At 73.0% G+C, this 21,582-nt stretch carries 23 protein-coding genes and 1 riboswitch; of the genes, 13 read left to right on the forward strand and 10 right to left on the reverse strand.

Annotated features, from left to right (window positions below):
- Window positions 1-226 precede the first annotated feature (226 nt).
- On the forward strand, window positions 227-1,003 hold the full coding sequence (locus ACZ7G3_RS09995; protein ID WP_470924593.1) for an endonuclease/exonuclease/phosphatase family protein: 777 nt from the start codon (window positions 227-229) through the stop codon (window positions 1,001-1,003).
- Between the two features lie 22 nt (window positions 1,004-1,025).
- On the opposite strand, the gene ACZ7G3_RS10000 is transcribed toward ACZ7G3_RS09995, so the two are convergent.
- Window positions 1,026-1,649, reverse strand: a complete 624-nt coding sequence (locus tag ACZ7G3_RS10000; protein WP_470924595.1) for a hypothetical protein — start codon at window positions 1,647-1,649, stop codon at window positions 1,026-1,028.
- Window positions 1,642-2,445: an alpha/beta hydrolase gene (locus tag ACZ7G3_RS10005; protein ID WP_470924597.1), complete on the reverse strand. Its 804-nt coding sequence runs from the start codon at window positions 2,443-2,445 to the stop codon at window positions 1,642-1,644. Before ACZ7G3_RS10005 ends, ACZ7G3_RS10000 begins: the two co-directional genes overlap by 8 nt.
- 223 nt (window positions 2,446-2,668) lie before the next feature.
- On the opposite strand from ACZ7G3_RS10005, the gene ACZ7G3_RS10010 reads away from it, so the two are divergent.
- The 5 genes from ACZ7G3_RS10010 to ACZ7G3_RS10030 all read left to right on the forward strand — a co-directional run bounded on the left by ACZ7G3_RS10010 (window position 2,669) and on the right by ACZ7G3_RS10030 (window position 7,601).
- Complete coding sequence (locus tag ACZ7G3_RS10010; RefSeq protein ID WP_470924941.1) at window positions 2,669-3,454, forward strand: lysophospholipid acyltransferase family protein; 786 nt, start codon at window positions 2,669-2,671, stop codon at window positions 3,452-3,454.
- A 44-nt stretch (window positions 3,455-3,498) separates the two neighbouring features.
- Window positions 3,499-4,740, forward strand: a complete 1,242-nt coding sequence (gene macS, locus ACZ7G3_RS10015) for a MacS family sensor histidine kinase (RefSeq protein WP_470924598.1) — start codon at window positions 3,499-3,501, stop codon at window positions 4,738-4,740.
- Window positions 4,737-5,414, forward strand: coding sequence for a response regulator (locus ACZ7G3_RS10020; RefSeq protein ID WP_426598410.1), 678 nt, complete (start codon window positions 4,737-4,739; stop codon window positions 5,412-5,414). Before macS ends, ACZ7G3_RS10020 begins: the two co-directional genes overlap by 4 nt.
- Window positions 5,415-5,471: 57 nt before the next feature.
- Entirely contained in the window at window positions 5,472-6,500 is a 1,029-nt protein-coding gene (locus ACZ7G3_RS10025; protein ID WP_426598409.1) for a 6-phosphofructokinase, read from the forward strand.
- Window positions 6,501-6,605: 105 nt separating this feature from the next.
- The gene (locus tag ACZ7G3_RS10030) at window positions 6,606-7,601 is read left to right on the forward strand and encodes a 2-hydroxyacid dehydrogenase (RefSeq protein WP_426598408.1); all 996 of its coding nucleotides are present in this window, start codon (window positions 6,606-6,608) and stop codon (window positions 7,599-7,601) included.
- Here the strand turns inward: ACZ7G3_RS10030 and ACZ7G3_RS10035 are convergent.
- On the reverse strand, window positions 7,553-9,445 hold the full coding sequence (locus ACZ7G3_RS10035) for an anthranilate synthase family protein (RefSeq protein WP_470924599.1): 1,893 nt from the start codon (window positions 9,443-9,445) through the stop codon (window positions 7,553-7,555). The genes ACZ7G3_RS10030 and ACZ7G3_RS10035 overlap by 49 nt on opposite strands.
- 101 nt (window positions 9,446-9,546) lie before the next feature.
- Entirely contained in the window at window positions 9,547-9,885 is a 339-nt protein-coding gene (locus ACZ7G3_RS10040; protein WP_470924600.1) for a trp operon leader peptide, read from the reverse strand.
- Here ACZ7G3_RS10040 and ACZ7G3_RS10045 point away from each other — a divergent pair.
- Window positions 9,840-11,195 (forward strand): class II 3-deoxy-7-phosphoheptulonate synthase, encoded by a 1,356-nt coding sequence (locus ACZ7G3_RS10045; protein WP_426522952.1) that lies wholly within the window; start codon window positions 9,840-9,842, stop codon window positions 11,193-11,195. The genes ACZ7G3_RS10040 and ACZ7G3_RS10045 overlap by 46 nt on opposite strands.
- 179 nt (window positions 11,196-11,374) lie before the next feature.
- Entirely contained in the window at window positions 11,375-11,608 is a 234-nt protein-coding gene (locus ACZ7G3_RS10050; protein ID WP_392144363.1) for a (2Fe-2S)-binding protein, read from the forward strand.
- Here ACZ7G3_RS10050 and bfr read toward each other — a convergent pair whose 3' ends face one another.
- Window positions 11,609-12,112, reverse strand: coding sequence for a bacterioferritin (bfr, locus tag ACZ7G3_RS10055; RefSeq protein ID WP_019327969.1), 504 nt, complete (start codon window positions 12,110-12,112; stop codon window positions 11,609-11,611).
- 182 nt (window positions 12,113-12,294) lie between these two features.
- On the opposite strand from bfr, the gene ACZ7G3_RS10060 reads away from it, so the two are divergent.
- A complete protein-coding gene (locus tag ACZ7G3_RS10060; protein ID WP_426598404.1) occupies window positions 12,295-12,942 on the forward strand; it encodes a sulfite oxidase-like oxidoreductase in 648 nt (215 codons plus the stop codon).
- 16 nt (window positions 12,943-12,958) lie between these two features.
- On the opposite strand, the gene ACZ7G3_RS10065 is transcribed toward ACZ7G3_RS10060, so the two are convergent.
- The 5 genes from ACZ7G3_RS10065 to thiO form a co-directional block, all read right to left on the reverse strand.
- Window positions 12,959-13,855 (reverse strand): deoxyribonuclease IV, encoded by an 897-nt coding sequence (locus ACZ7G3_RS10065; RefSeq protein WP_470924603.1) that lies wholly within the window; start codon window positions 13,853-13,855, stop codon window positions 12,959-12,961.
- 47 nt (window positions 13,856-13,902) lie between these two features.
- The gene (gene pknB / locus ACZ7G3_RS10070; protein ID WP_470924604.1) at window positions 13,903-15,849 is read right to left on the reverse strand and encodes a Stk1 family PASTA domain-containing Ser/Thr kinase; all 1,947 of its coding nucleotides are present in this window, start codon (window positions 15,847-15,849) and stop codon (window positions 13,903-13,905) included.
- A gap of 221 nt (window positions 15,850-16,070) precedes the next feature.
- Window positions 16,071-16,868 carry a thiazole synthase gene (locus ACZ7G3_RS10075; RefSeq protein WP_470924606.1) on the reverse strand — a complete coding sequence of 266 codons (798 nt, stop codon included), beginning with the start codon at window positions 16,866-16,868 and terminating at the stop codon, window positions 16,071-16,073.
- A 2-nt stretch (window positions 16,869-16,870) separates the two neighbouring features.
- Window positions 16,871-17,071: a sulfur carrier protein ThiS gene (gene thiS, locus ACZ7G3_RS10080; RefSeq protein WP_055416502.1), complete on the reverse strand. Its 201-nt coding sequence runs from the start codon at window positions 17,069-17,071 to the stop codon at window positions 16,871-16,873.
- A complete protein-coding gene (gene thiO, locus ACZ7G3_RS10085; RefSeq protein WP_470924607.1) occupies window positions 17,068-18,267 on the reverse strand; it encodes a glycine oxidase ThiO in 1,200 nt (399 codons plus the stop codon). The genes thiS and thiO overlap by 4 nt, the downstream gene beginning before the upstream one ends.
- Window positions 18,265-18,376: riboswitch (TPP riboswitch) on the reverse strand. It overlaps the preceding gene by 3 nt.
- 52 nt (window positions 18,377-18,428) lie before the next feature.
- Here thiO and ACZ7G3_RS10090 point away from each other — a divergent pair.
- The 4 genes from ACZ7G3_RS10090 to thiE all read left to right on the forward strand — a co-directional run bounded on the left by ACZ7G3_RS10090 (window position 18,429) and on the right by thiE (window position 21,513).
- Window positions 18,429-18,779: an avidin-fold protein gene (locus tag ACZ7G3_RS10090; RefSeq protein WP_470924609.1), complete on the forward strand. Its 351-nt coding sequence runs from the start codon at window positions 18,429-18,431 to the stop codon at window positions 18,777-18,779.
- 89 nt (window positions 18,780-18,868) lie between these two features.
- The gene (locus tag ACZ7G3_RS10095) at window positions 18,869-20,083 is read left to right on the forward strand and encodes an NAD(P)/FAD-dependent oxidoreductase (RefSeq protein WP_426598462.1); all 1,215 of its coding nucleotides are present in this window, start codon (window positions 18,869-18,871) and stop codon (window positions 20,081-20,083) included.
- Between the two features lie 133 nt (window positions 20,084-20,216).
- Window positions 20,217-20,582, forward strand: coding sequence for an Rv2175c family DNA-binding protein (locus tag ACZ7G3_RS10100; RefSeq protein WP_055416498.1), 366 nt, complete (start codon window positions 20,217-20,219; stop codon window positions 20,580-20,582).
- 274 nt (window positions 20,583-20,856) lie between these two features.
- Window positions 20,857-21,513 (forward strand): thiamine phosphate synthase, encoded by a 657-nt coding sequence (gene thiE, locus ACZ7G3_RS10105; protein WP_426598397.1) that lies wholly within the window; start codon window positions 20,857-20,859, stop codon window positions 21,511-21,513.
- Window positions 21,514-21,582 lie beyond the last annotated feature (69 nt).

Genomic DNA, 21,582 nt, shown 5'->3' on the forward strand with positions numbered 1-21,582 from the left:
CGCAGCGGGGGGGGGCAGGGGTTCGAGCCGAGCCCCCAAACCGCCCCCACCTCACCCCTCACCCCCCCCCCCCCCCCCCCCTACCCCCCCCCCGGGGCCCCCCCCCCCCCCCCCCCCCCCCCCCCCCCCCGCGGCGCGAAGCCACCCGCAACCCGCCGGCCGTGCCCGGTCTCGCGTCCCGGGCTGCCGGGCGCCCCGACCCCGGTCACCGCGTAGATTGACCCCCATGGCAACGTCGCTGCGACCGCTCCCCAACTCCCGCACCGAGCCCGACGGTTCCGCCGTTATCCGGGTCCTCAGCTACAACATCCGCTCGATGCGGGACGACACCGACGCCCTCGCCCGTGTGATCGCCGCGTGCGCCCCCGACCTGGTGCTCGTGCAGGAGGCGCCCCGGTTCTTCCGCTGGCGCAAGAAGCTCACCCGGCTCGCGGCGGCATCCGGGCTGGTACTGCTGTCCGGCGGCGGCACCGCCGCCGGGCCCGCGCTCCTGTGCTCCCTGCGCGCCACCGTCGAACGCACGGAGGACGTGCTGCTCCCGCTCACCCCCGGCCGGCACCGCCGCGGCCTCGCGACCGCCGTGGTCCGCATCGGCGGGGCCCGCCTGGGCGTACTGAGCTGTCATCTCTCGCTGTGGCAGGACGAGCGGTACGAGCAGGCGGGCCTGCTCCTCGACCGGCTCGCCGGCCTCGGCGTGACGCACGCGGTGGCGGGCGGCGACCTGAACGAGCGCCCCGGCGGCCGCACCTTCCGGCGGCTCGGCGACGGTCTGCGGGACTGCTGGACCGCCGCACCCTGGGGCGGCGAGTACACCTTCTCCGCGGCCGCCCCCGACCGGCGCATCGACGCGGTCTTCGTCACGGAGGGCGTCGAGGTACTGGGCTGCGGGGTGCCGCTGGGTCTGCCCGGGGTGGCCGAGGACGACCTGAGGGCGGCCACGGACCACCTCCCGGTCCTGACCGCCCTCCGCGTACCCGCGTCGTCCACGGACCGGTCCGCCTGACGGCCCCGCGGGTCGACACCCCCTAGACCACCGCGCCCCGCCCCGGATCGTCGTCGTCCTCGTCACCCGTCCGCATCCGCATGACCAGGGTGGCGAAGCCCCCGAGGAAGCCGCCGACGCTCGCGGTCGCCAGCCACCAGCTCATGTCCCAGCCGAGCAGCACCGCCAGCAGAAGCAGCACCGGGCCGCCGAGCACGCCCAGCCAGGCGAACTTCGCGGTGGTGTCGGCCTCGGGCAGCGGCGGAGGCTCGGGCGGTACGAAGTGCCCCTCGCCGTCCTCGCCCGGATCGTCGTCCGACGGCTCGGCCAGGGTGTGGTCGCGGGGACCGACACCGGGGGCGAACGCCACGGAGCCCCCCAGCGGCCGGGCCGAGGCCGGCCGGTCCGCCTCGGGCTTGTCGTCGTTGGTCTCCGGCTCCAGGAGCGCCAGATCCTCCACCGACTTGAACGGCTTCGCGCCCGGCGGGTCCGGCGGCTCGTCCCCGTACCCGGCGACGATCGCGGCCCAGGCGGCGTCCTCGTCGAGGGGTACGCCCTGCTCCTCGGGCCCGCGGTCCGCCGCGCGCTCCCGTCCCTCGCGGTGCTCCCGCTCCCGCTCCAGGTCCCGCTCCTCGCGGTCCTCGCGGTCGGAGTCGTGCTCAGCCACCTGCGGCCGTCCCTTCCTTGCCGAGACCGGGCTCCGGCTCCCCGACGGAACCGGGCGCGAGCCGGCCGATGAACGCGACGCTCTCCGCGAAGATCCGGTCCGCGTCGTGGTCCAACGTCGCCACGTGGTAGCTCTGTTCCAGCAGCACCTCCGTCACGTCCGTCGACGACACCCGGCCGAGGATGCGGGCCGAGTCCACGGGCGGCACCACGTGGTCCTGCGGGCTGCGCAGCAGCAGCAGCGGCTGGGTCACCTGCGGCAGGTCGCCGTCGGCGAGACGGAAGAACGCGCGCAGCGAGTGCGCCGCCTGCAGCGGCACCCTGTCGTACCCCAGCTCCGTGCCGAGCGGCTTGGCGATGTCACTGGCGATGCCCTTCGTCGCCGGCAGCAGGTGGCGCAGGACCGGAAGGGCGTGCTGGGCGACGCCGTGCATCCGGTTCGCCGGGTTGACGACCACGACGCCCGACACGGCGTCGCCGTGCTTCGCCGCGAGCCGCAGCGCCAGCGCGCCGCCCATGGACAGGCCGGCCACGAAGACGCGCCCGCAGCGCTCCCGCAGGGCGCGCAGCTCGCGGTCCACCTCCGCGTACCAGTCCTGCCAGCCGGTGACCTGCATGTCCTGCCAGCGCGTGCCGTGCCCGGGCAGCAGCGGCAGCGCGACGGTCAGGCCGCGGGCGGCGAGGTACCGGGCCCAGGGGCGCAGCGACTGCGGGGAACCGGTGAACCCGTGGCAGAGGAGGACGCCGACCTCACCGCCCTCGTGGCGGAACGGCTCGGCTCCGGGCAGGACCGGCACGTCTCGGTCTCCTGTCGTCAGGGGGCCGGCACGGCCGGCACGTCGGGTGGGGTACACGCGGGCGCGGTACACGCGGAGGTAGTGCTTGCGGGTGCGGTACTTGCGGGTACTTCACCGTACGCGACCGCACTGACACCGACCAGGGCCGTCGGGGCCATTGACGGTGCCCCGGGATAGGGTCTGATCCACAGACACAGGAGGCACTCGCTTGTTGTACGGCGCGATGAAGGTCACCGTCGGAGGTTCGCTGAAGCTCGCCTTCCGGCCCTGGGTGGAAGGCCTGGAGCACATCCCGGCCGACGGCCCCGCCATTCTGGCGAGCAACCACCTGTCGTTCTCCGACTCGTTCTTCCTGCCCGCCGTCCTCGACCGCAAGGTGACCTTCATCGCCAAGGCCGAGTACTTCAACACCCCCGGGGTCAAGGGCCGGCTGACCGCCGCCTTCTTCAAGGGCGTCGGCCAGCTGCCCGTGGACCGGTCCGGGGCACGCGGCGCGGGAGAGGCCGCCATCAAGAGCGGCATAGAGGTCCTGGAGCGCGGCGAGCTGTTCGGCATCTACCCCGAGGGCACGCGCTCCCCGGACGGCCGCCTCTACCGCGGCAAGCCGGGCGGCCTCGCGCGCGTGGCGCTCGCCACCGGCGCGCCCGTCATCCCGGTCGCAATGATCGACACCGAGAAGATCCAGCCGCCCGGCAAGGTGGTGCCGAAGCTGATGCGGCCCGGCATCCGTATCGGCAAGCCCCTCGACTTCACCCGCTACCAGGGCATGGAGCACGACCGCTTCGTGCTCCGCGCGGTGACCGACGAGGTCATGTACGAGATCATGAAGCTCTCCGGACAGGAGTACGTCGACATGTACGCGACCGCCATGAAGCGGCAGCTCGCGGACGAGGTGAAGGCCGAGAAGGAGGCGGGCAAGGCGGCGAAGGCCGCGCTCGCGCAGGCGGAGAGGGAACAGGCCGCCAAGGAGAAGGAGGCGGCCGAGCAGGACCGGTCCGGCGACCGGTAGCGGCCGGACGGGACGGAAGACGTACGGGCCGGGGACGGGGGGACATGGCCAGGCGCGAGAGAGTCATGAGGATGTCGGTCGAGCAGCCGCTGTGGCGCGCGCTCGCCGGCTACCGCGTGCTCACCATGCTGTACGCGATCGGCTTCTTCGTCACCGCCCACTCCGGCTTCGCCCGCCCCTGGCTCGCCGTCGCCTACTACGCCGTCCTCTTCGTCTGGACCCTGGCCACCCTGCCCAAGGTCGCGAGTGCGGCGAGCTGCACCAAGCGGTTCCTCACCGCCGACCTCACCATCGCGCTGACCGGCATCCTGCTCACGCCGTTCGCCGACGCGCACGAGCGGGTCATGAACGGGGGCCCGACCCTGCCGTCGATATGGACGGCGGGCTCCGTCCTGGCCTTCGCCATCAAGGGCGGCTGGCGCTGGGCGGCCGTCGCCTCCACGCTCGTCGCCGTCGCCAACCTGGTCGAGCGCGGCAGCCCGGCCCGCGACACCGTGCACAACGTCGTCCTCGTCTGGGTCGCCTCCATCGCCATCGGCTACGTCGTCGAGGTGGCCCGCGCCTCCGAGCGCACCCTCGCCCGCGCCCTGGAGATCGAGGCGGCGACCAGGGAACGGGAGCGGCTCGCCCGGGACATCCACGACAGCGTGCTCCAGGTGCTGGCGATGGTGCAGCGGCGCGGCGCCGTCATCGGCGGCGAGGCGGCCGAGCTGGGCCGGATGGCCGGTGAGCAGGAGGTGGCGCTGCGCACGCTGGTCTCCGGCGGCCTGGTGCCCGTCTCCCGCGTGTCGGAGGACACCGCCGAGGGCGCGGTCGTACGGGCCGTGGAGGAACCGGAGGGGGACGATCCGGACGGTCCCGTGGACCTGCGCGCCCTGCTGGCCCCGTACGCGGGCTCCCTCGTGAACCTCGCCGAGCCCGGCGCGCCGGTCCTGCTGACCCCGCTGGCGGCCCGGGAGCTCGCGGCCGCCGTGGGGGCCGCCCTGGACAACGTGCGCAAGCACGTCGGTGAGCAGGCGCGGGCGTGGATCCTGGTCGAGGACGAGCCGGACGAGGTGATCGTCTCCGTCCGCGACGAAGGGCCCGGCATCCCGGAGGGGCGGCTCAGCGAGGCGGAGGGCGAGGGGCGGCTCGGCGTGGCCCTGTCGATCCGGGGCCGGCTGCGCGACCTCGGCGGCACGGCCGAGCTGATCTCGGTGCCCGGCCAGGGCACCGAGGTCGAACTGAAGGCACCGAAGAAGGCGACCAGCAGTACCAGCGCGCGGGGGAAGGCAGCGGAGCGATGACCGAACGACACGAACCGATCAGGGTCATGGTGGTCGACGACCACCCGATGTGGCGCGACGCCGTCGCCCGGGACCTGGCCGAGTCCGGCTTCGACGTGGTCGCCACCGCCGGCGACGGCGACCAGGCGGTGCGCCGCGCGCGGGCCGTCGCGCCCGACGTCCTCGTGCTCGACCTCAACCTGCCCGGCAAGCCCGGCGTCCAGGTCTGCAAGGAGGTCGTCGGCGCGGACCCGAAGCTGCGCGTCCTCGTGCTCTCCGCGAGCGGGGAACACGCCGACGTGCTGGAGGCGGTGAAGTCCGGGGCGACCGGATACCTGCTGAAGTCGGCCTCCACCGAGGAGTTGCAGGACGCGGTGCGCCGCACGGCCCTCGGCGACCCGGTCTTCACCCCCGGGCTGGCCGGCCTGGTCCTCGGCGAGTACCGGCGCCTCGCCTCCGAACCGGCTCCCGCCGCGGAGACCGGTGAACCCGGGGCGCCGCGGCTCACCGACCGGGAGACCGAGGTGCTGCGCCTGGTCGCCAAGGGACTGAGCTACAAGCAGATCGCCGAACGCCTCGTCATCTCCCACCGCACCGTGCAGAACCACGTCCAGAACACCCTGGGCAAGCTCCAGCTGCACAACAGGGTGGAGCTGGTGCGGTACGCGATAGAACGGGGTCTGGACGACGCGTGACCCGCGCGGGACAGTGGCAGTGGCCTGAACCACCCGCTGTGGCAAGGGAGTTGCGCGATGAAGGTCGGAGTGCTGACCGGAGGCGGTGACTGCCCCGGGCTCAACGCCGTCATCCGGGCCGTCGTCCGCAAGGGCGTACAGGAGTACGGCTACGACTTCACCGGCTTCCGGGACGGCTGGCGCGGTCCGCTGGAGGGCGACACCGTCCGGCTCGACATCCCGGCCGTCCGCGGCATCCTGCCCCGCGGCGGCACCATCCTCGGCTCCTCGCGCACCAATCCGCTGCAGCACGCGGACGGCATCCGGCGTATCAAGGAGAACCTGGCCGAACGGGGTGTCGAGGCGCTCGTCGTCATCGGCGGCGAGGACACCCTGGGCGTCGCCGCCCGCCTCGGGGACGAGTACGGCCTGCCGTGCGTCGGTGTGCCCAAGACGATCGACAACGATCTGTCCGCCACCGACTACACCTTCGGCTTCGACACGGCCGTCGGCATCGCCACCGAGGCCATCGACCGGCTGCACACCACCGCCGAGTCCCACATGCGCGTGCTGGTCGTGGAGGTCATGGGCCGGCACGCCGGCTGGATCGCCCTCCACTCCGGCCTGGCCGGCGGCGCCAACGTCATCCTCATCCCCGAGCAGCGCTTCGACACGGAGCAGGTGTGCGCCTGGGTGACGTCCCGGTTCCGGGCGTCGTACGCGCCGATCGTGGTCGTCGCCGAGGGGGCGATGCCGCGGGACGGCGACATGGTGCTCAAGGACCAGTCGCTGGACTCCTTCGGGCACGTCCGGCTGTCCGGGGTGGGCGAGTGGCTGGCGAAGGAGATCGAGAAACGCACCGGCAAGGAGGCCCGGACCACCGTCCTCGGCCACGTCCAGCGCGGGGGCACGCCCAGCGCCTTCGACCGCTGGCTCGCCACCCGGTTCGGCCTGCACGCCGTGGACTGCGTCCGCGACGGCGACTTCGGCACCATGGTCGCCCTGCGCGGCACGGACATCGTCCGCGTGCCGATCGCGGACGCCACGGCCCGGCTGAAGACGGTCGACCCGAAGCTGTACGAGGAGGCCGGGGTGTTCTTCGGCTGACCGCTGACCGCTGACCGCTGACCGCTGACCGCTGACCGCTGACCGGCGCAGGATGCCGCGGCGCCGTATATTCGGCTCCCGGAGCCCAGCAGAACGGGAGCGGTCATGGAGATCCTGGCCTTCGGCGTCCAGGCCGACGAGAAGCCCCTGATCGAACAGGCCTTCCGGGGCCACGACCAGGTCCGCTGCCTCGACGTCTTCCTCAACGAGGACACCGCCCCCATCGCGGCCGGCCACGAGATCGTCTCCACGTCCGTCAACGCCGACCTCGGCGCGGCCGTCCTGGAGATCCTCGCGGCCGGCGGCACCCGGATGGTGGCCCAGCGCTCCACCGGCTTCAACAACATCGACCTCGACACGGCCGAGCGGCTCGGCATGACCGTCGCCCGGGTGTCGTACTACTCCCCGTACTCGGTCGCGGAGTTCGCCTGGACCCTCGCCATGGCCGTCAACCGGCGGATCGTGCGCGCCTCCACCCGCACCCGGGACTTCGACTTCCGCCTGCACGGCCTGATGGGCCGCGACATGCACGGCCGCACCGCCGGTGTCCTCGGCACCGGCAAGATCGGCGAGGCCTTCGCCCGGATCGCCCACGGCTTCGGCATGCGGCTGCTGGGCTGGGACGTCGCCGAGAACCCCGCGTGCATGGAGCTGGGCATGCGCTACGTCCCCAAGGACGAGCTGCTCGCCCGCTCCGACCTGGTCTCCCTGCACCTCCCGCTCATGCCCGCGACCCAGCACCTGATCGACGCCGCCGCCCTGAAGGAGATGCGGGACGACGCGATCCTGGTCAACTCCAGCCGCGGCGGTCTGATCGACACCGCCGCCCTGGTCACCGAGTTGCGCGCGGGCCGCTTCACCGGTGTGGGCCTGGACGTGTACGAGGCGGAGGCGGGCCTGTTCTTCCTCGACAAGTCCCTGGAGGCCATCGCCGACGACACCCTGGCCCGCCTCGTCACCTTCCCGAACGTCCTGGTCACCTCGCACCAGGCGTACTACACCGAGGACGCGGTAGGGCAGATCGTCGACGCCACGGTGCGCAACGTCCTCGACTACATCGAGGGCCGCCGCTCGGAGAACGTGCTCGTACCGCGCAGCTGACCGGTCAGCTCCCGTACGATCGCCGCCCCGTTCAGCGTCAGCACCGACTCGGGGTGGAACTGCACCCCCGCGAAGCCCTCGCCGCGCAGCGCGTGCACCTCGCCGCCCGCCGAGCGGCTCACCTCCACGCCGTGCGCGGCCAGCTCACCGGCCGTCTCGTCGTCGCAGCGCGCGGTGAAGCTGTTGTAGAAGCCCACGGTCTCGCGCCGCCCGAACAGGTCGATCTCCGTCTGCGCGCCCTGGTAGGGCACCTCCTTGCGGACGATGTCCAGCCCCAGCTCCGCCGCGATCAGCTCGTGCCCGAGGCAGACGCCGAGGACGCCGTGCCGGTTCTCCCCGATCACCTCGGCGGTCAGGGCGCGCAGAAGGCGCATCTTCGGGTCGTCCGGATCGGACGGATCACCGGGACCGGGCCCCAGCACCACCGGCCCCCCGTGCCCGAGCACCGCCTCCCGCAGCCCCGGCCCGTCGTACCGCCGCACGCTCACGGTGAGCCCCGACGAACGCAGTACGTGCGCGAGCATCGCCGTGAAGGTGTCCTCCGCGTCGACGACCAGGGCATGGCCCTCCAGCGCGTCCGACGGCTCCTGCATCCGCAGCCAGAACGGCGCCAGCGAGGCCCGGCGCCCGTCCAGCGCCGACCGCACGCGCGGGTCGTCGGCCAGCTTCGGCCGCCCGGCCTCCGCACGCGGCCGGGACGGACGTACGCCCAGAGCGGCCAGCACCCCGGCCGCCTTGGCGTGGGTCTCCGCGACCTCGCCGGCCGGGTCGGAGCCCCGTACCAGCGTGGCGCCGACCGGCACCCGCAGCCGCCCGGCGGCGTCGATGTCGGCGGTGCGGATGAGGATGGGGGAGTCGAGGGTCTGGGCGCCGCCCGAGTCCCGCCCCAGCAGCGCCAGCGCGCCCGCGTAGTAGCCCCGCCCGCCGACCTCGTGCCGCTCGATGACCCGGCAGGCGTTCTGCACCGGCGACCCGGTGACCGTCGCCGCGAACATGGTCTCCTTCAGCACCTCCCGCACGTCCAGCGAGGAACGGCCGCGCAGTTCGTACTCGGTGTGCGCGAGGTGGGACATCTCCTTGAGCCGCGGCCCGACGACCACCCCGCCCATGTCGCCGACGGTGCACATCATCTTGAGCTCCTCGTCGACCACCATCGACAGCTCCTCGATCTCCTTGCCGTCGGCGAGGAAGCGGAGCAGGTGCTCGGGGGTCGGCCCTTCGGCGGGATAGCGGTACGTCCCGCTGATCGGGTTCATCACGACCGTGCCCCCGGACATCCGGACATGCACCTCGGGGCTGGCCCCGACCAGCGTCCGGTCCCCGGTGTGCACGACGAACGTCCAGTACGCGCCCCGCTCGCCCTCCAGCAGCCGCCGGAACAGCGCCAGCGCGTCGGCCCGCCCGAACCCGGGGATCCGCCCCTCGTACGTCCGCCGGATCACGAAGTTGGCGCCCTCGCCGGCCCCGATCTCCTCGTCCAGCACGCGCCCGACGATCCGCGCGTACTCGTCGTCGCCGACGTCGAAGCCGCCGCCCTCGACCCGGACGTCGTGCGCGGGGAGGGCGGCGAGGGCATCGGCGAGCGGGATGTCGTACCGCTCCTCGGGGGTCAGCACCAGCAGCGGCGTGCCGTCGTCGCGGACGTCGAAGCCGCGCTCGCGGATCTGCCGGAAGGGGACGAGCGCCAGTCCCTCGTCGGGCAGGCCGGCGAGTCTGTCGTGCTCGGTCACCGGGCCGAGCAGCAGTTCCACGGTGGTCCCGTCCCCGGTGGCGCGGCCCGGGGTGCGGCGGCGGAGCAGGGCGAACGGGCGGGGGTCGGCCAGGAGGCCGTCGAGCGGTGTCATGGTCCGGATCCTTCTCGGTTCGTCGGAGAGGAACGGACCCCGGTCGCAAACGCCGAAGGCCGCCCCTCGGGCGGCCTTCGCGAAGTCTTGCGTACGCGCAGTCAGTGGGCCGCCGAAGGAGCGGTCCACCACCAGTTCTGGGTCGAGTGCGCGAACATGGCACGGACGGTACACCATGAGTGCCGTGTCCCGGGGCCCCATCGCGTCATTGACTGATCCTGTCGTGCTCCCGCCGGTGCGGGGGCGGCGCGCAGCTCACGACACCGCCGCCACGGGGCGCTGACCGCTCCCGGCACCGGTGGGGCCGTCGGGGGTGTTCCGCCCGCGGAGTACGCCTGTCTCACGGACTGGTCGGGGTCATGGACGCCGTAACCGACCGCGTACTGTTGAGCACGTGACCGTGAACGCTGATTCCCGAAGCGTCGCCGCTCAGGCGACATGGCGAGACCTGCCCGCGGCGCAGCAGCCCGAGTACCCGGATGCCGAGGCTCTGCGCGATGTGATCGCCGAGCTCGAAACGTATCCCCCGCTGGTGTTCGCCGGCGAGTGCGACCAGCTGCGCGCGCGCATGGCAGCGGTCGCCCGGGGAGAGGCTTTCCTGCTCCAGGGCGGTGACTGCGCCGAGTCGTTCGACGCCGTGTCCGCCGAGCACATCAGGGCGAAGCTCAAGACCCTCCTCCAGATGGGCGCCGTCCTCACCTACGCCGCGTCCGTGCCGGTGGTGAAGGTGGGCCGGATCGCCGGCCAGTACTCCAAGCCGCGCTCCAAGCCGACCGAGACCCGGGACGGCGTGACGCTGCCGACGTACCGCGGCGACTCCGTCAACGGCTTCGACTTCACCGAAGAGGCCCGGATCCCGGACCCCGAGCGGCTCAAGCGCATGTACCACGCGTCGGCCTCCACGCTGAACCTGGTGCGCGCCTTCACCACCGGCGGCTACGCCGACCTGCGCCAGGTGCACGCCTGGAACCAGGACTTCGTGAAGTCCTCGCCGTCCGGCCAGCGCTACGAGCAGCTCGCCCGGGAGATCGACAACGCGCTGAACTTCATGCGGGCCTGCGGGACGGACCCGGCCGAGTTCCAGACGGTCGAGTTCTTCTCCTCGCACGAGGCGCTGCTGCTCGACTACGAGTCGGCGCTCACCCGCGTCGACTCGCGCACCGGGCAGCTGTACGACGTCTCCGGGCACATGGTGTGGATCGGTGAGCGCACCCGGCAGATGGACCACGCGCACATCGAGTTCGCCTCGCGGATCCGCAACCCGATCGGCATCAAGCTCGGCCCGACCACCACGGCCGAGGAGGCGCTCCAGTACATCGAGCGTCTGGACCCCGAGCGCGAGCCCGGCCGGCTGACCTTCATCGTCCGCATGGGCGCGGACAAGATCCGCGACAGGCTCCCCGAGCTGGTCGAGAAGGTCACCGCGTCCGGCGCGACCGTCGCCTGGATCACCGACCCGATGCACGGCAACACCTACGAGGCGGCCTCCGGCCACAAGACCCGCCGCTTCGACGACGTGCTCGACGAGGTCAAGGGCTTCTTCGAGGTCCACAAGTCGCTGGGCACCCACCCGGGCGGCATCCACGTGGAGCTGACCGGTGACGACGTCACCGAGTGCGTGGGCGGCGGCGACGAGATCTTCGTCGACGACCTGCACCAGCGCTACGAGACGGCCTGCGACCCGCGGCTCAACCGCAGCCAGTCGCTCGACCTGGCGTTCCTGGTGGCGGAGATGTACCGGGACCAGTGACGGCCCGCCCGTCGGACGACGCGGACGGGCGGCAGGGACGAGGAATGGGGCGCGGGTCACACACGATCCGCGCCCCTTCCGCTTTTGCCGCCCCCGCCCGATGGGTAAGGTTAGGTTTGCCTCACCGAGTCGGGCCCTCCGCTCACCGGTACGGCACGACCTTGTACCCCGCCCGGGAGGTGAACCGCGTGTTCGTCTGCAGCTGCTTCGGTGTCACCGAGGAACAGGTGAAGAGCCACGCGGAAGCCGGCGCCTGCACGCCCCGGCAGATCGCCTCCGCCTGCAAGGCGGGCACCGACTGCGGCGGCTGCGTACGGCGCATCCAGGCGCTGCTCGGCCGCGGTGCCTGCCCCCGCCGGCAGCTGGCCGACCAGGGCGGACCGGTCCTGGCGGAGCTCCCGGAAGCGGCCTAGCTAGAGCGAGCCGGGACCCGACGCGTCCGGCTGGGACTGCTCGATGACCGTCGACAGGTAGAGCGACTCGCCCAACTTCTCGATCAGCTCCAGCTGGGTGTCCAGGTAGTCGATGTGGTGCTCCTCGTCGGCGAGGATCGCCTCGAAGACGTTGGCCGACGTGATGTCGTTCTTGGCCCGCATCACCTCGACGCCCCGGCGCAGCCGGTCGATCGCCTCGACCTCGATCTCCCGGTCGGCCTGGAACATCTCGGTCACGCTCTGGCCGACCCGCACGTGGAAGAGCCGCTGGTAGTTCGGCAGGCCGTCCAGGAGCAGGATGCGGTCGGTGAGCACCTCGGCGTGGCGCATCTCGTCGAAGGACTCCGCGCGCGTGTACTTCGCGAGCTTGGTCCAGCCCTTGTGGTCCTGCAGCTTCGCGTGCAGGAAGTACTGGTTGATCGCCGTGAGCTCGGCGGTCAGCTGCTCATTGAGGAACTCGATGACCTCGGGGTCGCCCTGCATCGCTTGACGCTCCTTCGAACGGGAACTGGCGTGTTGCGCCGCATGATTGCACCGGCACCGAAGATCGTCCAGTAAGTCTCGACTTAGTAAGTAAGTACAGGCTTAGTGGAATCTGTTCCTGTTTGCCCGAATGTGCGGAGGGCGGGTCGGGGGCATCGGTCCAGGTCTGTCAGGATGGAGGCATGGGTCAGCCGGCGGGAAGCGAATCGGGAGAAGGCGGTGCGGAAGGAGCATCGCGGTTCGAGCTCCCACCGGGGCAGCGACTGCAGCGCGGCTGGCCGGTCACGCACTACGGGCCCGTCCCCAAGTTCCGCCCGGAGCGCTGGGAGTTCCGGGTCTTCGGCGCCACCGCCGACGGTGAGAAGCAGGGCTGGACGCACGAGGAGTTCACGGCCCTCCCGTACACCACGGTCGTCGCCGACCTGCACTGCGTCACCAAGTTCAGCATGCTCGGCTCCGAGTGGGGCGGCGTTCCGGCCGCCGCGATCCTGGAGCTCGCCCCGCCGGCGCCCGCCGTCACCCATGTGATGGTGTGGGCCGAGTACGGCTTCAGCTCCAACCTGCGGCTGTCCGACTTCGCCGCCGAACGCACCCTCTTCGCCACCCACAAGGACGGCGAGCTGCTCACCGCCGAGCACGGCTTCCCGCTCCGGCTGGTCGTCCCGCACCTGTACGCCTGGAAGGGCCCCAAGTGGGTCCGCGGCATCGAGTACATGACCGCCGACCGCCGCGGCTTCTGGGAGGAGCGCGGTTACCACAACATCGGCGATCCGTGGCAGGAGCAGCGCTACTCCTACCAGGAGGAGCCCGGGGACGGCCCCGAGCTCTGACCGGCGTTCGCGGGGATCAGCAGTCGCGCAGCTTCTTCAGCCGCTCCACGTCCGCCGCGTGCCCCTCCTTGCCGCCCGGGGTCTCGATGACCAGCGGCACGCCCTCGGTCGCGGGGTGGGTCATCAGCGCCCGGAACGGGTCCTCGCCGATGTGGCCGGAGCCGATGTTCTCGTGCCGGTCCTTGTGCGCCCCCGCCACGTCCTTGGAGTCGTTGGCGTGGATCAGCCTGAGCCGGCCCTCGCCGACCGTGTCCACCAGCAGGTCCAGGGTCTGGTGCATGCCCGACGGGCCGGTCAGGTCGTGCCCCGCCGCGAAGATGTGGCACGTGTCCAGGCACACCCCGAGCCTCGGGTGGGCGTCCAGCGCCTCGAAGTACGGCCCGAAGTCCCAGGTCCGCGAGCACAGGGAGGCGCCCTGTCCGGCGGTCGACTCCAGGAGCAGGTACGGGTCGTCGTCGTGGGTGAGCTCGTCGAGCAGCGGAAGCATGTACTCCCGTACCTGCTTCAGCGCCACCGCCCGGTCCCGTCCGCCGGTCGCGCTGCCGGTGTGCACGACCACGCCGAGCGCCCCGATCGCCCGCCCGCGCCGCAGCGAGTGCCGCAGCGAGTCCACCGACCGCTCCACCGTCGCCTCGGTGTGCGAACCGAAGTTGATCAGGTAGGGCGCGTGCACGTAGGCCGGGATCGACCCGGCCGCGCAGGCCTCCCGGAACGCCTCGTCCTGCTTCGGGTTGCCCGCCGGGGTGGCCCAGCCGCGCGGGTTGGCGACGAAGACCTGCACGGCCTCCGCCTTCAGCTCACGGGCGTAGGACAGGCCCACGGAGTGCAGGCCGCCGGCCACGGGGACGTGGCCGCCGACGGGGTTGCGGGGGAGGCCGGAGGCGGGGGAGGGGGCGGACTGTTGACTGTTCACCCATTCAGGGTGTCACGCGCTCCCGCCCGTCCGGACCGTGAGAGCCGTCACCTGATGGTGATCTTGATGGTGGAGCCCTTGGGCGCCGTGTCCCCGCCCTCCACGGACTGCTCCTTCACGGTGTCGCCGAACAGTCCGAGCAGACCGCGGTCCTCCTCGACGTCGAAGCCCGCGTCCTTCAGCGTCCGCTTGGCGTCGCCCACGCTGTCGCCGACCACGTCCGGGACCTCGATCATCTCGGGGCCCTTGGAGACCGTGAGGGTCACCGTGTCGCCCTCGGCGGCCCGACTGCCGGAACCCGGCGTCTGACGGGCGACCCGGCCCTTGTCGTGCTCGGAGTTCACCTGCTCGTCGGCGACCTTCACCTTCAGCCCGGCCTCGGTCAGCTCGGCCCTCGCGTCGGCCAGGTCGTCGCCGGTGACGTCCGGGACGTCGATCGGGCTGCCCTTGCTGACGACCAGGGCGACCGCGGAGCCGGCGCGCACCGTGGTGCCCGTCCTCGGCTTCGTGGAGATCACGAAGCCCTTCGGCACCTCCTCGCTGAACGCCCGGGTCACCATGCCCGGCTCCAGCCCCTCGCCCTTCAGCACGGTCCGCGCCCGGTCCAGCTTGTAGCCCTCGACGTCCGGCAGCTTCACGGTGTCGGGGCCGTCGGAGACCGTGAACGACACCGAGTCGTTCTTGCGGATGCGGGCGCCCACCCCGGGATCGGAGCTGATGACCTTGCCGCGCTCCACGGTGTCGCTGTAGGCGTGCTCGACCTTGCCCACGTCCAGGCCCGCCTCGTCCAGCCGGTCCCGGGCCTGCGCCTCGGTCTTGGACAGCAGCGCGGGCACCTTGGTGAACTGGCCGGAGTTGATGTACCAGACACCCGTGCCGACGCCGAGCACCAGCAGGACGGCCACGACGACCGCCATCGGGCCGCGCCGCAGCTGCGGCCGCCGGCGCCGGGGCGGGGCCGGCTCGGGAGCCGCCAGCCGACTGGTGCGGTTCACCCCGTCCGCGGGGAACGCGCCGTCCGGGCCGTCGCCCTCGTTGACGGGGAGCGGCCGGGGCAGGGTCAGCGCGCGGGGGATCACGCTCGTGCGGTCCTCGGCGTTGTCGTGCTCCCCGGTGAGCGCCTGCGGCGGCACCGCGTCCAGCTGGTCCCCGCTCAGCGCCCCGCGGGCCTGGCGGGTCTGCGAGAGCAGGGCCACGGCGTCGTGCGGACGGATCTCCGGGTTGCGGGCGGTCGCCGAGGCGACCAGCTCGTCCAGCTCGTACGCCATCCCCGGCACGGCGGCCGACGGCGGCGGCACGTCCTCGTGCAGATGCTTGTAGAGCACCTGGGCGGGGGAATCCCCCTCGTGAGGCTTGGCGCCGGTCAGCATCTCGTGCAGCACCACGCCGCACGCGTACACGTCGACCCTCGGATCGGCGGCGCCGTGCTCGATCTGCTCGGGCGCCAGGTAGGAGACGGTGCCGAGGACGGCTCCGGTGGTGCTGGTGACCGTGTCGACGGCCCGGACCAGTCCGAAGTCGGCGACCTTGACCCGGCCGTCGTCCCCTATCAGCACGTTCTCCGGCTTCATGTCCCGGTGCACGAACCCGGCCCGGTGCGCGGCGCCCAGCGCGGCCAGCACCGGCTCCAGGATGTCCAGCGCGGCCCGCGGCCGCAGCGCCCCGCGCTCGCGCAGCACGTCGCGCAGGGTGCAGCCGGCGATGTACTCCATGGCCAGGTAGACGTACGCTCCCTCGGCCCCTTGGTCGAACACCTGTACGACATTGGGGTGGTCGAGGCGGGCCACCGACTTCGCCTCGCGGATGAACCGCTCCACGAAGGTGGCGTCGGCCGCGAGCGTCGGGTGCATCACCTTCAGCGCGAGCACGCGGTCCAGGCGGGTGTCCACGGCCCGGTAGACCGTGGCCATCCCGCCCACCGCGATCCGCGCCTCGACGCGGTACCGGCCGTCGAGCACCTGCCCGACGAGAGGGTCCTGAAGGGTCGTGTCCACGCAGGCGAGTCTACGAGTCACCACGGACACCCGGCGCCGCCGCCGAGCAGCGGGGGCGGTACTGCAGCCCATCTGTGACGTGCCCGACGCGGAGCCGGGCCCATGCCCGCGCACGGCAGGCCCCGGACGGCGACGGACCCCGAGGGCGGAACCCCCCGCCCTTGCGCGACGGGAAACGGGTGGTGCGCCGGACGGAGACGAAACGGCAGGTCAGCACCGGGTCACTGGAAAGCGGGCCGCTCAGGGTCCAGGACGGCCAGGCCCTCCGAGGGAGACGACGCCTGCGCGAAACGCCGCCGCGGGATCCGCCCGGCCCGCCGGGCCAACCGCCCCGCCTCCACCGCGCACCGCATCCCCTCCGCCATCAGCACCGGCTCCTGCGCCCGCGTCACCGCCGAGGCGAGCATCACACCCGCGCACCCCAGCTCCATCGCCAGCGCCACGTCCGACGTCGTACCGGCCCCCGCGTCCAGAATCACCGGCACGCGCGCGTGCTCCACGATCAGCTCGAAGTTGTGCGGGTTGCGGATGCCGAGCCCCGACCCGATCGGCGAGCCGAGCGGCATGATCGCGGCGCACCCGACGTCCTCCAGCTTGCGTGCGAGGACCGGGTCGTCGTTCGTGTACGGCAGCACCGTGAACCCGTCGTCGACCAGCGTCTCCGCCGCGTCCAGGAGCTCGATCGGGTCGGGCAGCAGGGTGCGCTCGTCGGCGATGACCTCCAGCTTGACCAGGTCCGTGCCGAGGGCCTCGCGCGCGAGCCGGGCGGTGAGGACGGCCTCCCCGGCGGTGAAGCAGCCGGCCGTGTTCGGCAGCACCCGGATGCCGAGCTTCTCCAGCACCGACAGCACGGACCCGTGCACCGAGGCGTTCACCCGCCGCATCGCGACGGTCGTCAGCTCCGTCCCGGCCGCCACCAGCGCCCGCTCCAGGACGTCGAGGCTGGGCGCCCCGCCGGTGCCCATGATCAGGCGGGACCCGTAGGCCGTACCGCCGAGGACGAACGGATCGTCGGCCATGGTCAGCCTCCTTGGACGGCGGTGAGGACTTCGACGCGGTCGCCGTCGGCCAGCGCGGTGGCGGACCACCGCGCGCGCGGGACGACGGTTTCGTTGAGGGCGGCGGCCACCCCGGACGGCGCCGCGGTGAGCGTGCCCACCAGGGTGTCCAGGGCGGTGCCGGGAGCCACCTCGCGCGGCTCGCCGTTGACGGAGATGTTCATGCGGGCTGCTCCGAGAGTTCCGGGAGTGCGGGGGCGGCGCCGAAGCGCCGGGGGGTGAAGGGGCGGGCCTCGGCCGGCAGCTCCCCGGTGGTCAGGACGTCCGCCATGACGTCGCCGGTGACCGGGGTGAGCAGGACACCGTTGCGGTGGTGGCCGGTGGCCAGCAGCAGGCCGTCCAGAGCGGTCGGGCCGAGTAGCGGGGCGTTGTCCGGGGAGCCGGGGCGCAGACCCGCCCGGGTCTCCGCCAGGGGCAGCTCGGTGATGCCGGGTACCAGCTCGTGGGCGTCGCGCAGCAGCTCGTACACGCCGCCCGCGGTGACCGTCGTGTCCCAGCCCAGTTCCTCACTGGTGGCGCCGACGACCAGCTCGCCGCTCTCCCGGGGCACCAGGTAGACGTGGTTGCCGCGCACCACGGCGCGCACCGTCCGGTTCAGCAGCGGCCCGTGCGTCCGCGGCATCGTCAGCCGCAGGACCTGCCCCTTCACCGGCCGCACCGGCGGCAGCACGTCGTCCGGTACGCCCGTGAGCCGCCCGCTCATGCTGCCCCCGGCCAGCACCACCCGCCCGGCCTCCAGCGCGGTGCCGTCCGCCGTGACGACGCCCGTGGCGCGTGCGCCGCCGCGCCCGACGGTGAGCCGGTCGGCCCACACCCGGTGGAAGACGACGCCCGCGCGTTCGCAGGCGGCCACGAGCGCGCCGGCGAGGCGCCGGGGGTCGATCTGATGGTCGCCGTCCACCCGGAGCCCGCCGCGCACACCGGGCGCGAGCATCGGCTCCAGACGCCGGCACTCGCGCCCCGGCAGCCACTCGGACTCCAGGCCCGAGCGCTGCTGGAGCGCGTGCAGTTCCCGCAGGTGGGCGCGGTCGTCGGCGTCCAGGGCGACGGCGAGGGTGCCGCACCTGCGGTAACCGAGGTCGTGGCCGGTGAGGTCGGCCAGCTCCGCCGCGAAGTCCGGGTACCGGCGGGCGGAGGCGAGGTTCAGGGCGAGCAGCGTCTGCTCGCCGTAGTGCAGTTCCGTGACGGCGGCCAGCATCCCGGCCGCCACCTGGGCGGCGCCACCGCCCGGTTCCGGGTCCACGAGCGCCGTGACGAGCCCGCGCTGCGCGGCCCGCCAGGCCGTGACCAGGCCGATGATCCCGCCCCCGACGACGAGGACGTCGGGGGTACGTGACGACGTGTGTGGCGGAGACGACATGGGCGTCCAGCCCCTCCCTTCGCCGGCATGACCCGGATCAGGTTCGTACGGTCGGAGGCCGCCAGCCTCCCTCTCAGCCCGGTGCGTCCGGGCTCCCGCGAGTGCTTTACGTTGGCCACCCTAGCCCGCAGCGCACCGCACTCGTAAGGGAGCCTCCTCCCATGGCACGTTCACTCGACGGTCTCGTCCTCGCCCCCGTCGCCGACCAGGCGCCCGGCCAGGTGGGCACGCGCACCCGCTTCACGTATCACGAGGAGGACGGCGCCGTATGGGCCGAGTACGCGGGCGGCGACGTCGTCCGCGGCCGCCTGGTGGGAAGCAGGGAGGGCGACCGTCTCGACTTCCGTTACGTGCAGCTCAAGACCGACCGCAGCACGTCGTCGGGCCACTGCGTGTCGACCGTCGTCGAGCTGCCGGACGGGCGGGTGCGCCTGGAGGAGACCTGGGAGTGGGAGTCGCAGCGGGGCAGCGGGACGAGCGTTGTGGAGCAGGTCACCGCGCACGGGCACTGACCGGCGAGCCGCCGGGTGTCTAAGGTGATCAGGTGAGCGAGCAGACGCAGGAGCAGACCCGGGAACGGGGAGCGGACGCGGAGCGCCGCGTGGTCGTCGTGGGTGCGGGCATGGCGGGGGTGCAGACCGCCGTCGCCCTGCGGGAGCAGGGCTTCACCGGCGCCGTGACGCTGATCGGCGCGGAGCCGCACCAGCCGTACGACCGCCCCCCGTTGTCCAAGGCCGTCCTGCTCGGCACGGCCGAGGGCTCCGCCTTCGACGTCGACTTCGAGGCGCTCGGCATCACCCTGCGGCTCGGCTGCGAGGCCCTGGGCGTCCGCCCCGGAGCGCACGTCCTCGACACCTCCGCGGGGCCCGTGCCGTACGACGTCCTCGTCCTCGCGACCGGCGCCGAACCGATCCGGCTCCCCGGCGCGGAGGGCGTGCCCGGCGTGCACCTGCTGCGCACCCTGGACGACGCCGAACGGCTGCGCCCGGTGCTCGCCCGGCAGCACGACATCGTGGTCGTCGGCGCGGGCTGGATCGGCGCCGAGTTCGCCACCGCCGCGCGTGAGGCGGGCTGCGCGGTGACCGTCGTGGAGGCCGCCGACCGGCCCCTCGCCGGTGTGCTGCCCGACGAGGTCGCCGCGAGGATGGCGGACTGGTACGCCGGTGCGGGCGCCGTACTGCGCACGCACGCGCGCGTGGAGCGCGTCGAGCCCGGTGCCCCCGGGGAGCCCGGCCAGGTGGTCCTCGACGACGGCTCACGGCTGCCCGCGGGCGCGGTCGTCGTCGGCATCGGCGCCCGGCCCGCCACCACGTGGCTCGCCGGCTCCGGGATCGGCCTCGGCGCGCACGGGGAGGTTCTGGCCGACGACCGCCTGCGCACTTCGGCGCCGGACGTCTACGCGGTCGGCGACTGCGCCTCCTTCCCCTCCCGACGCTACGGCGAGCGGCTGCTCGTGCACCACTGGGACAACGCCCTCCAGGGCCCGCGCACGGTCGCCGCCAACATCGTCGGCGCCGCCACCGACGAGCCCCCGGCGGCCTACGACCCGGTGCCGTACTTCTGGTCCGAGCAGTTCGGCCGCTTCGTCCAGTACGCCGGTCACCACACGGCCGCCGACCGCACCCTGTGGCGCGGCGACCCCTCGGGGCCCGCCTGGACGGTCTGCTGGCTGCGCGAGGACCGCCTGGTCGCCCTGCTGGCGGTGGGCCGCCCCCGGGACCTCGCCCAGGGCAAACGCCTGATCCAGGCGGGCACGACGATGGACCCGCGGCTGCTGGCCGATCCGGCGAGGCCGCTCAAGGCGGCGACGGCGTAGGCCTCCCGTCCGGGTTCTCCCGCCGTCCGCGCTCCCGGTCCGGTTCGCCGGCCCGGGGCGTGGGCCCGGTTCGCCGGCCGGGGTCGGACGGGTCCGGTTTCCGACTGTCAGTGCCAGATGGCAGGCTGGAGCTGTGACCGAGATTGACGCAAAGATCGATGCTCTCGTGCCTGCCTGGCTCACCGTCCCCGACATCGCCGAGATGCTCGGTGTCGAGGTGACCCGCGTACGCCAGCTGATCAAGGAAGGCCAGCTCATCGCCGTACGCCGCGGTGAGAACCGCGCGCTGCACATCCCCGCGGCCTTCATCGACGAGGACAAGGTCGTCAAGGGCCTGGTCGGGACCCTGACGCTGCTGCGGGACGACGGTTTCACGGCCGAGGAGATGCTGGAGTGGCTCTTCACGCCCGACGAGACCCTGCCCGGCACCCCCGCGCAGGCGCTGAGCGAGAACCGCGGCACGGAGGTGAAGCGCCGCGCCCAGGCGCTCGCCGTCTGACCTGACACCCGCTGCCCGGCGTGCCGGCACGCGGCCCGCACGCCGGGGCCGTGGCCCGGCACGCCCCATGCCCCACGGGCCGTGTGCTGCCCGCAGTACCGTTCGACGCACGGGCCGTGTGCTGCCGTGCATCCGTTCGCGCACGGGCCGCGTGCTGCCCGAGCACCTGTTCTCCGCACGGGCCGCGTCGCCACCGCGGCCCGTGTGCCAGAGCCGTGCGGCCCACGCGGCCCACGCCACCGACCTGCCGACCTGCCGACCTGGGGGAACCCGCATGCCCGACACCGACGCCACCGCCCGCGCCCGGCTCGCCGACGCCAGGCTCTACCTGTGCACGGACGCCCGCCGCGACCAGGGCGACCTGCCCGAGTTCCTGGACGCGGTGCTGGCCGGCGGCGTCGACATCGTGCAACTGCGTGACAAGGGCATGGAGGCCGGGGAGGAGCTGGAACACCTCGAGGTCTTCGCCGACGCCTGCGCCCGCCACGGCAAGCTCCTCGCGGTGAACGACCGGGCGGACGTCGCCCACGCGGCCCGCGCCGACGTGCTGCACCTCGGGCAGGGCGACCTCCCGGTGCCCGCCGCCCGGGCGATCCTCGGCGACGACGTCCTCGTCGGCCGTTCCACGCACGCCGAGTCCGAGGCCGCCGCTGCCGCCGTCCAGGACGGCGTGGACTACTTCTGCACCGGCCCGTGCTGGCCGACCCCCACCAAGCCCGGCCGCCACGCACCCGGACTCGGCCTGGTCCGTCACACGGCGTCCCTCGGCACCGAGCGCCCCTGGTTCGCCATCGGCGGCATCGACCTCGGCAACCTCGACGAGGTGCTGGAGGCCGGTGCCCGGCGCGTCGTCGTCGTCCGCGCGATCACCGCGGCGGACGACCCGGGCGCGGCGGCCGCCGAGTTCGCGAAGCGACTGCGGCAGGCATAGGGCTCGCGTCGGCGTGGCCGGCGGTCGGTGGGTCGGTGGGTCGGTGGGTCGGTGGGTCGGTGTGGCCGG

The sequence above is a fragment of the Streptomyces sp. NPDC037271 genome (genome assembly GCF_055603605.1).

What these genes read in the sequence shown, in the direction of transcription:
- ACZ7G3_RS10020 (WP_426598410.1), top strand. Translation starts at nt 4,737, where the DNA reads ATGACCGAACGACACGAACCGATCAGGGTCATGGTGGTCGACGACCAC.
- ACZ7G3_RS10040 (WP_470924600.1), bottom strand. Translation starts at nt 9,885, where the DNA reads ATGTCGCCTGAGCGGCGACGCTTCGGGAATCAGCGTTCACGGTCACGT.
- ACZ7G3_RS09995 (WP_470924593.1), top strand. Translation starts at nt 227, where the DNA reads ATGGCAACGTCGCTGCGACCGCTCCCCAACTCCCGCACCGAGCCCGAC.
- thiO (WP_470924607.1), bottom strand. Translation starts at nt 18,267, where the DNA reads ATGTCGTCTCCGCCACACACGTCGTCACGTACCCCCGACGTCCTCGTC.
- ACZ7G3_RS10090 (WP_470924609.1), top strand. Translation starts at nt 18,429, where the DNA reads ATGGCACGTTCACTCGACGGTCTCGTCCTCGCCCCCGTCGCCGACCAG.
- thiS (WP_055416502.1), bottom strand. Translation starts at nt 17,071, where the DNA reads ATGAACATCTCCGTCAACGGCGAGCCGCGCGAGGTGGCTCCCGGCACC.
- ACZ7G3_RS10030 (WP_426598408.1), top strand. Translation starts at nt 6,606, where the DNA reads ATGGAGATCCTGGCCTTCGGCGTCCAGGCCGACGAGAAGCCCCTGATC.
- bfr (WP_019327969.1), bottom strand. Translation starts at nt 12,112, where the DNA reads ATGCAGGGCGACCCCGAGGTCATCGAGTTCCTCAATGAGCAGCTGACC.
- ACZ7G3_RS10075 (WP_470924606.1), bottom strand. Translation starts at nt 16,868, where the DNA reads ATGGCCGACGATCCGTTCGTCCTCGGCGGTACGGCCTACGGGTCCCGC.
- ACZ7G3_RS10060 (WP_426598404.1), top strand. Translation starts at nt 12,295, where the DNA reads ATGGGTCAGCCGGCGGGAAGCGAATCGGGAGAAGGCGGTGCGGAAGGA.
- ACZ7G3_RS10035 (WP_470924599.1), bottom strand. Translation starts at nt 9,445, where the DNA reads ATGACACCGCTCGACGGCCTCCTGGCCGACCCCCGCCCGTTCGCCCTG.
- thiE (WP_426598397.1), top strand. Translation starts at nt 20,857, where the DNA reads ATGCCCGACACCGACGCCACCGCCCGCGCCCGGCTCGCCGACGCCAGG.
- ACZ7G3_RS10010 (WP_470924941.1), top strand. Translation starts at nt 2,669, where the DNA reads ATGAAGGTCACCGTCGGAGGTTCGCTGAAGCTCGCCTTCCGGCCCTGG.
- macS (WP_470924598.1), top strand. Translation starts at nt 3,499, where the DNA reads ATGGCCAGGCGCGAGAGAGTCATGAGGATGTCGGTCGAGCAGCCGCTG.
- ACZ7G3_RS10025 (WP_426598409.1), top strand. Translation starts at nt 5,472, where the DNA reads ATGAAGGTCGGAGTGCTGACCGGAGGCGGTGACTGCCCCGGGCTCAAC.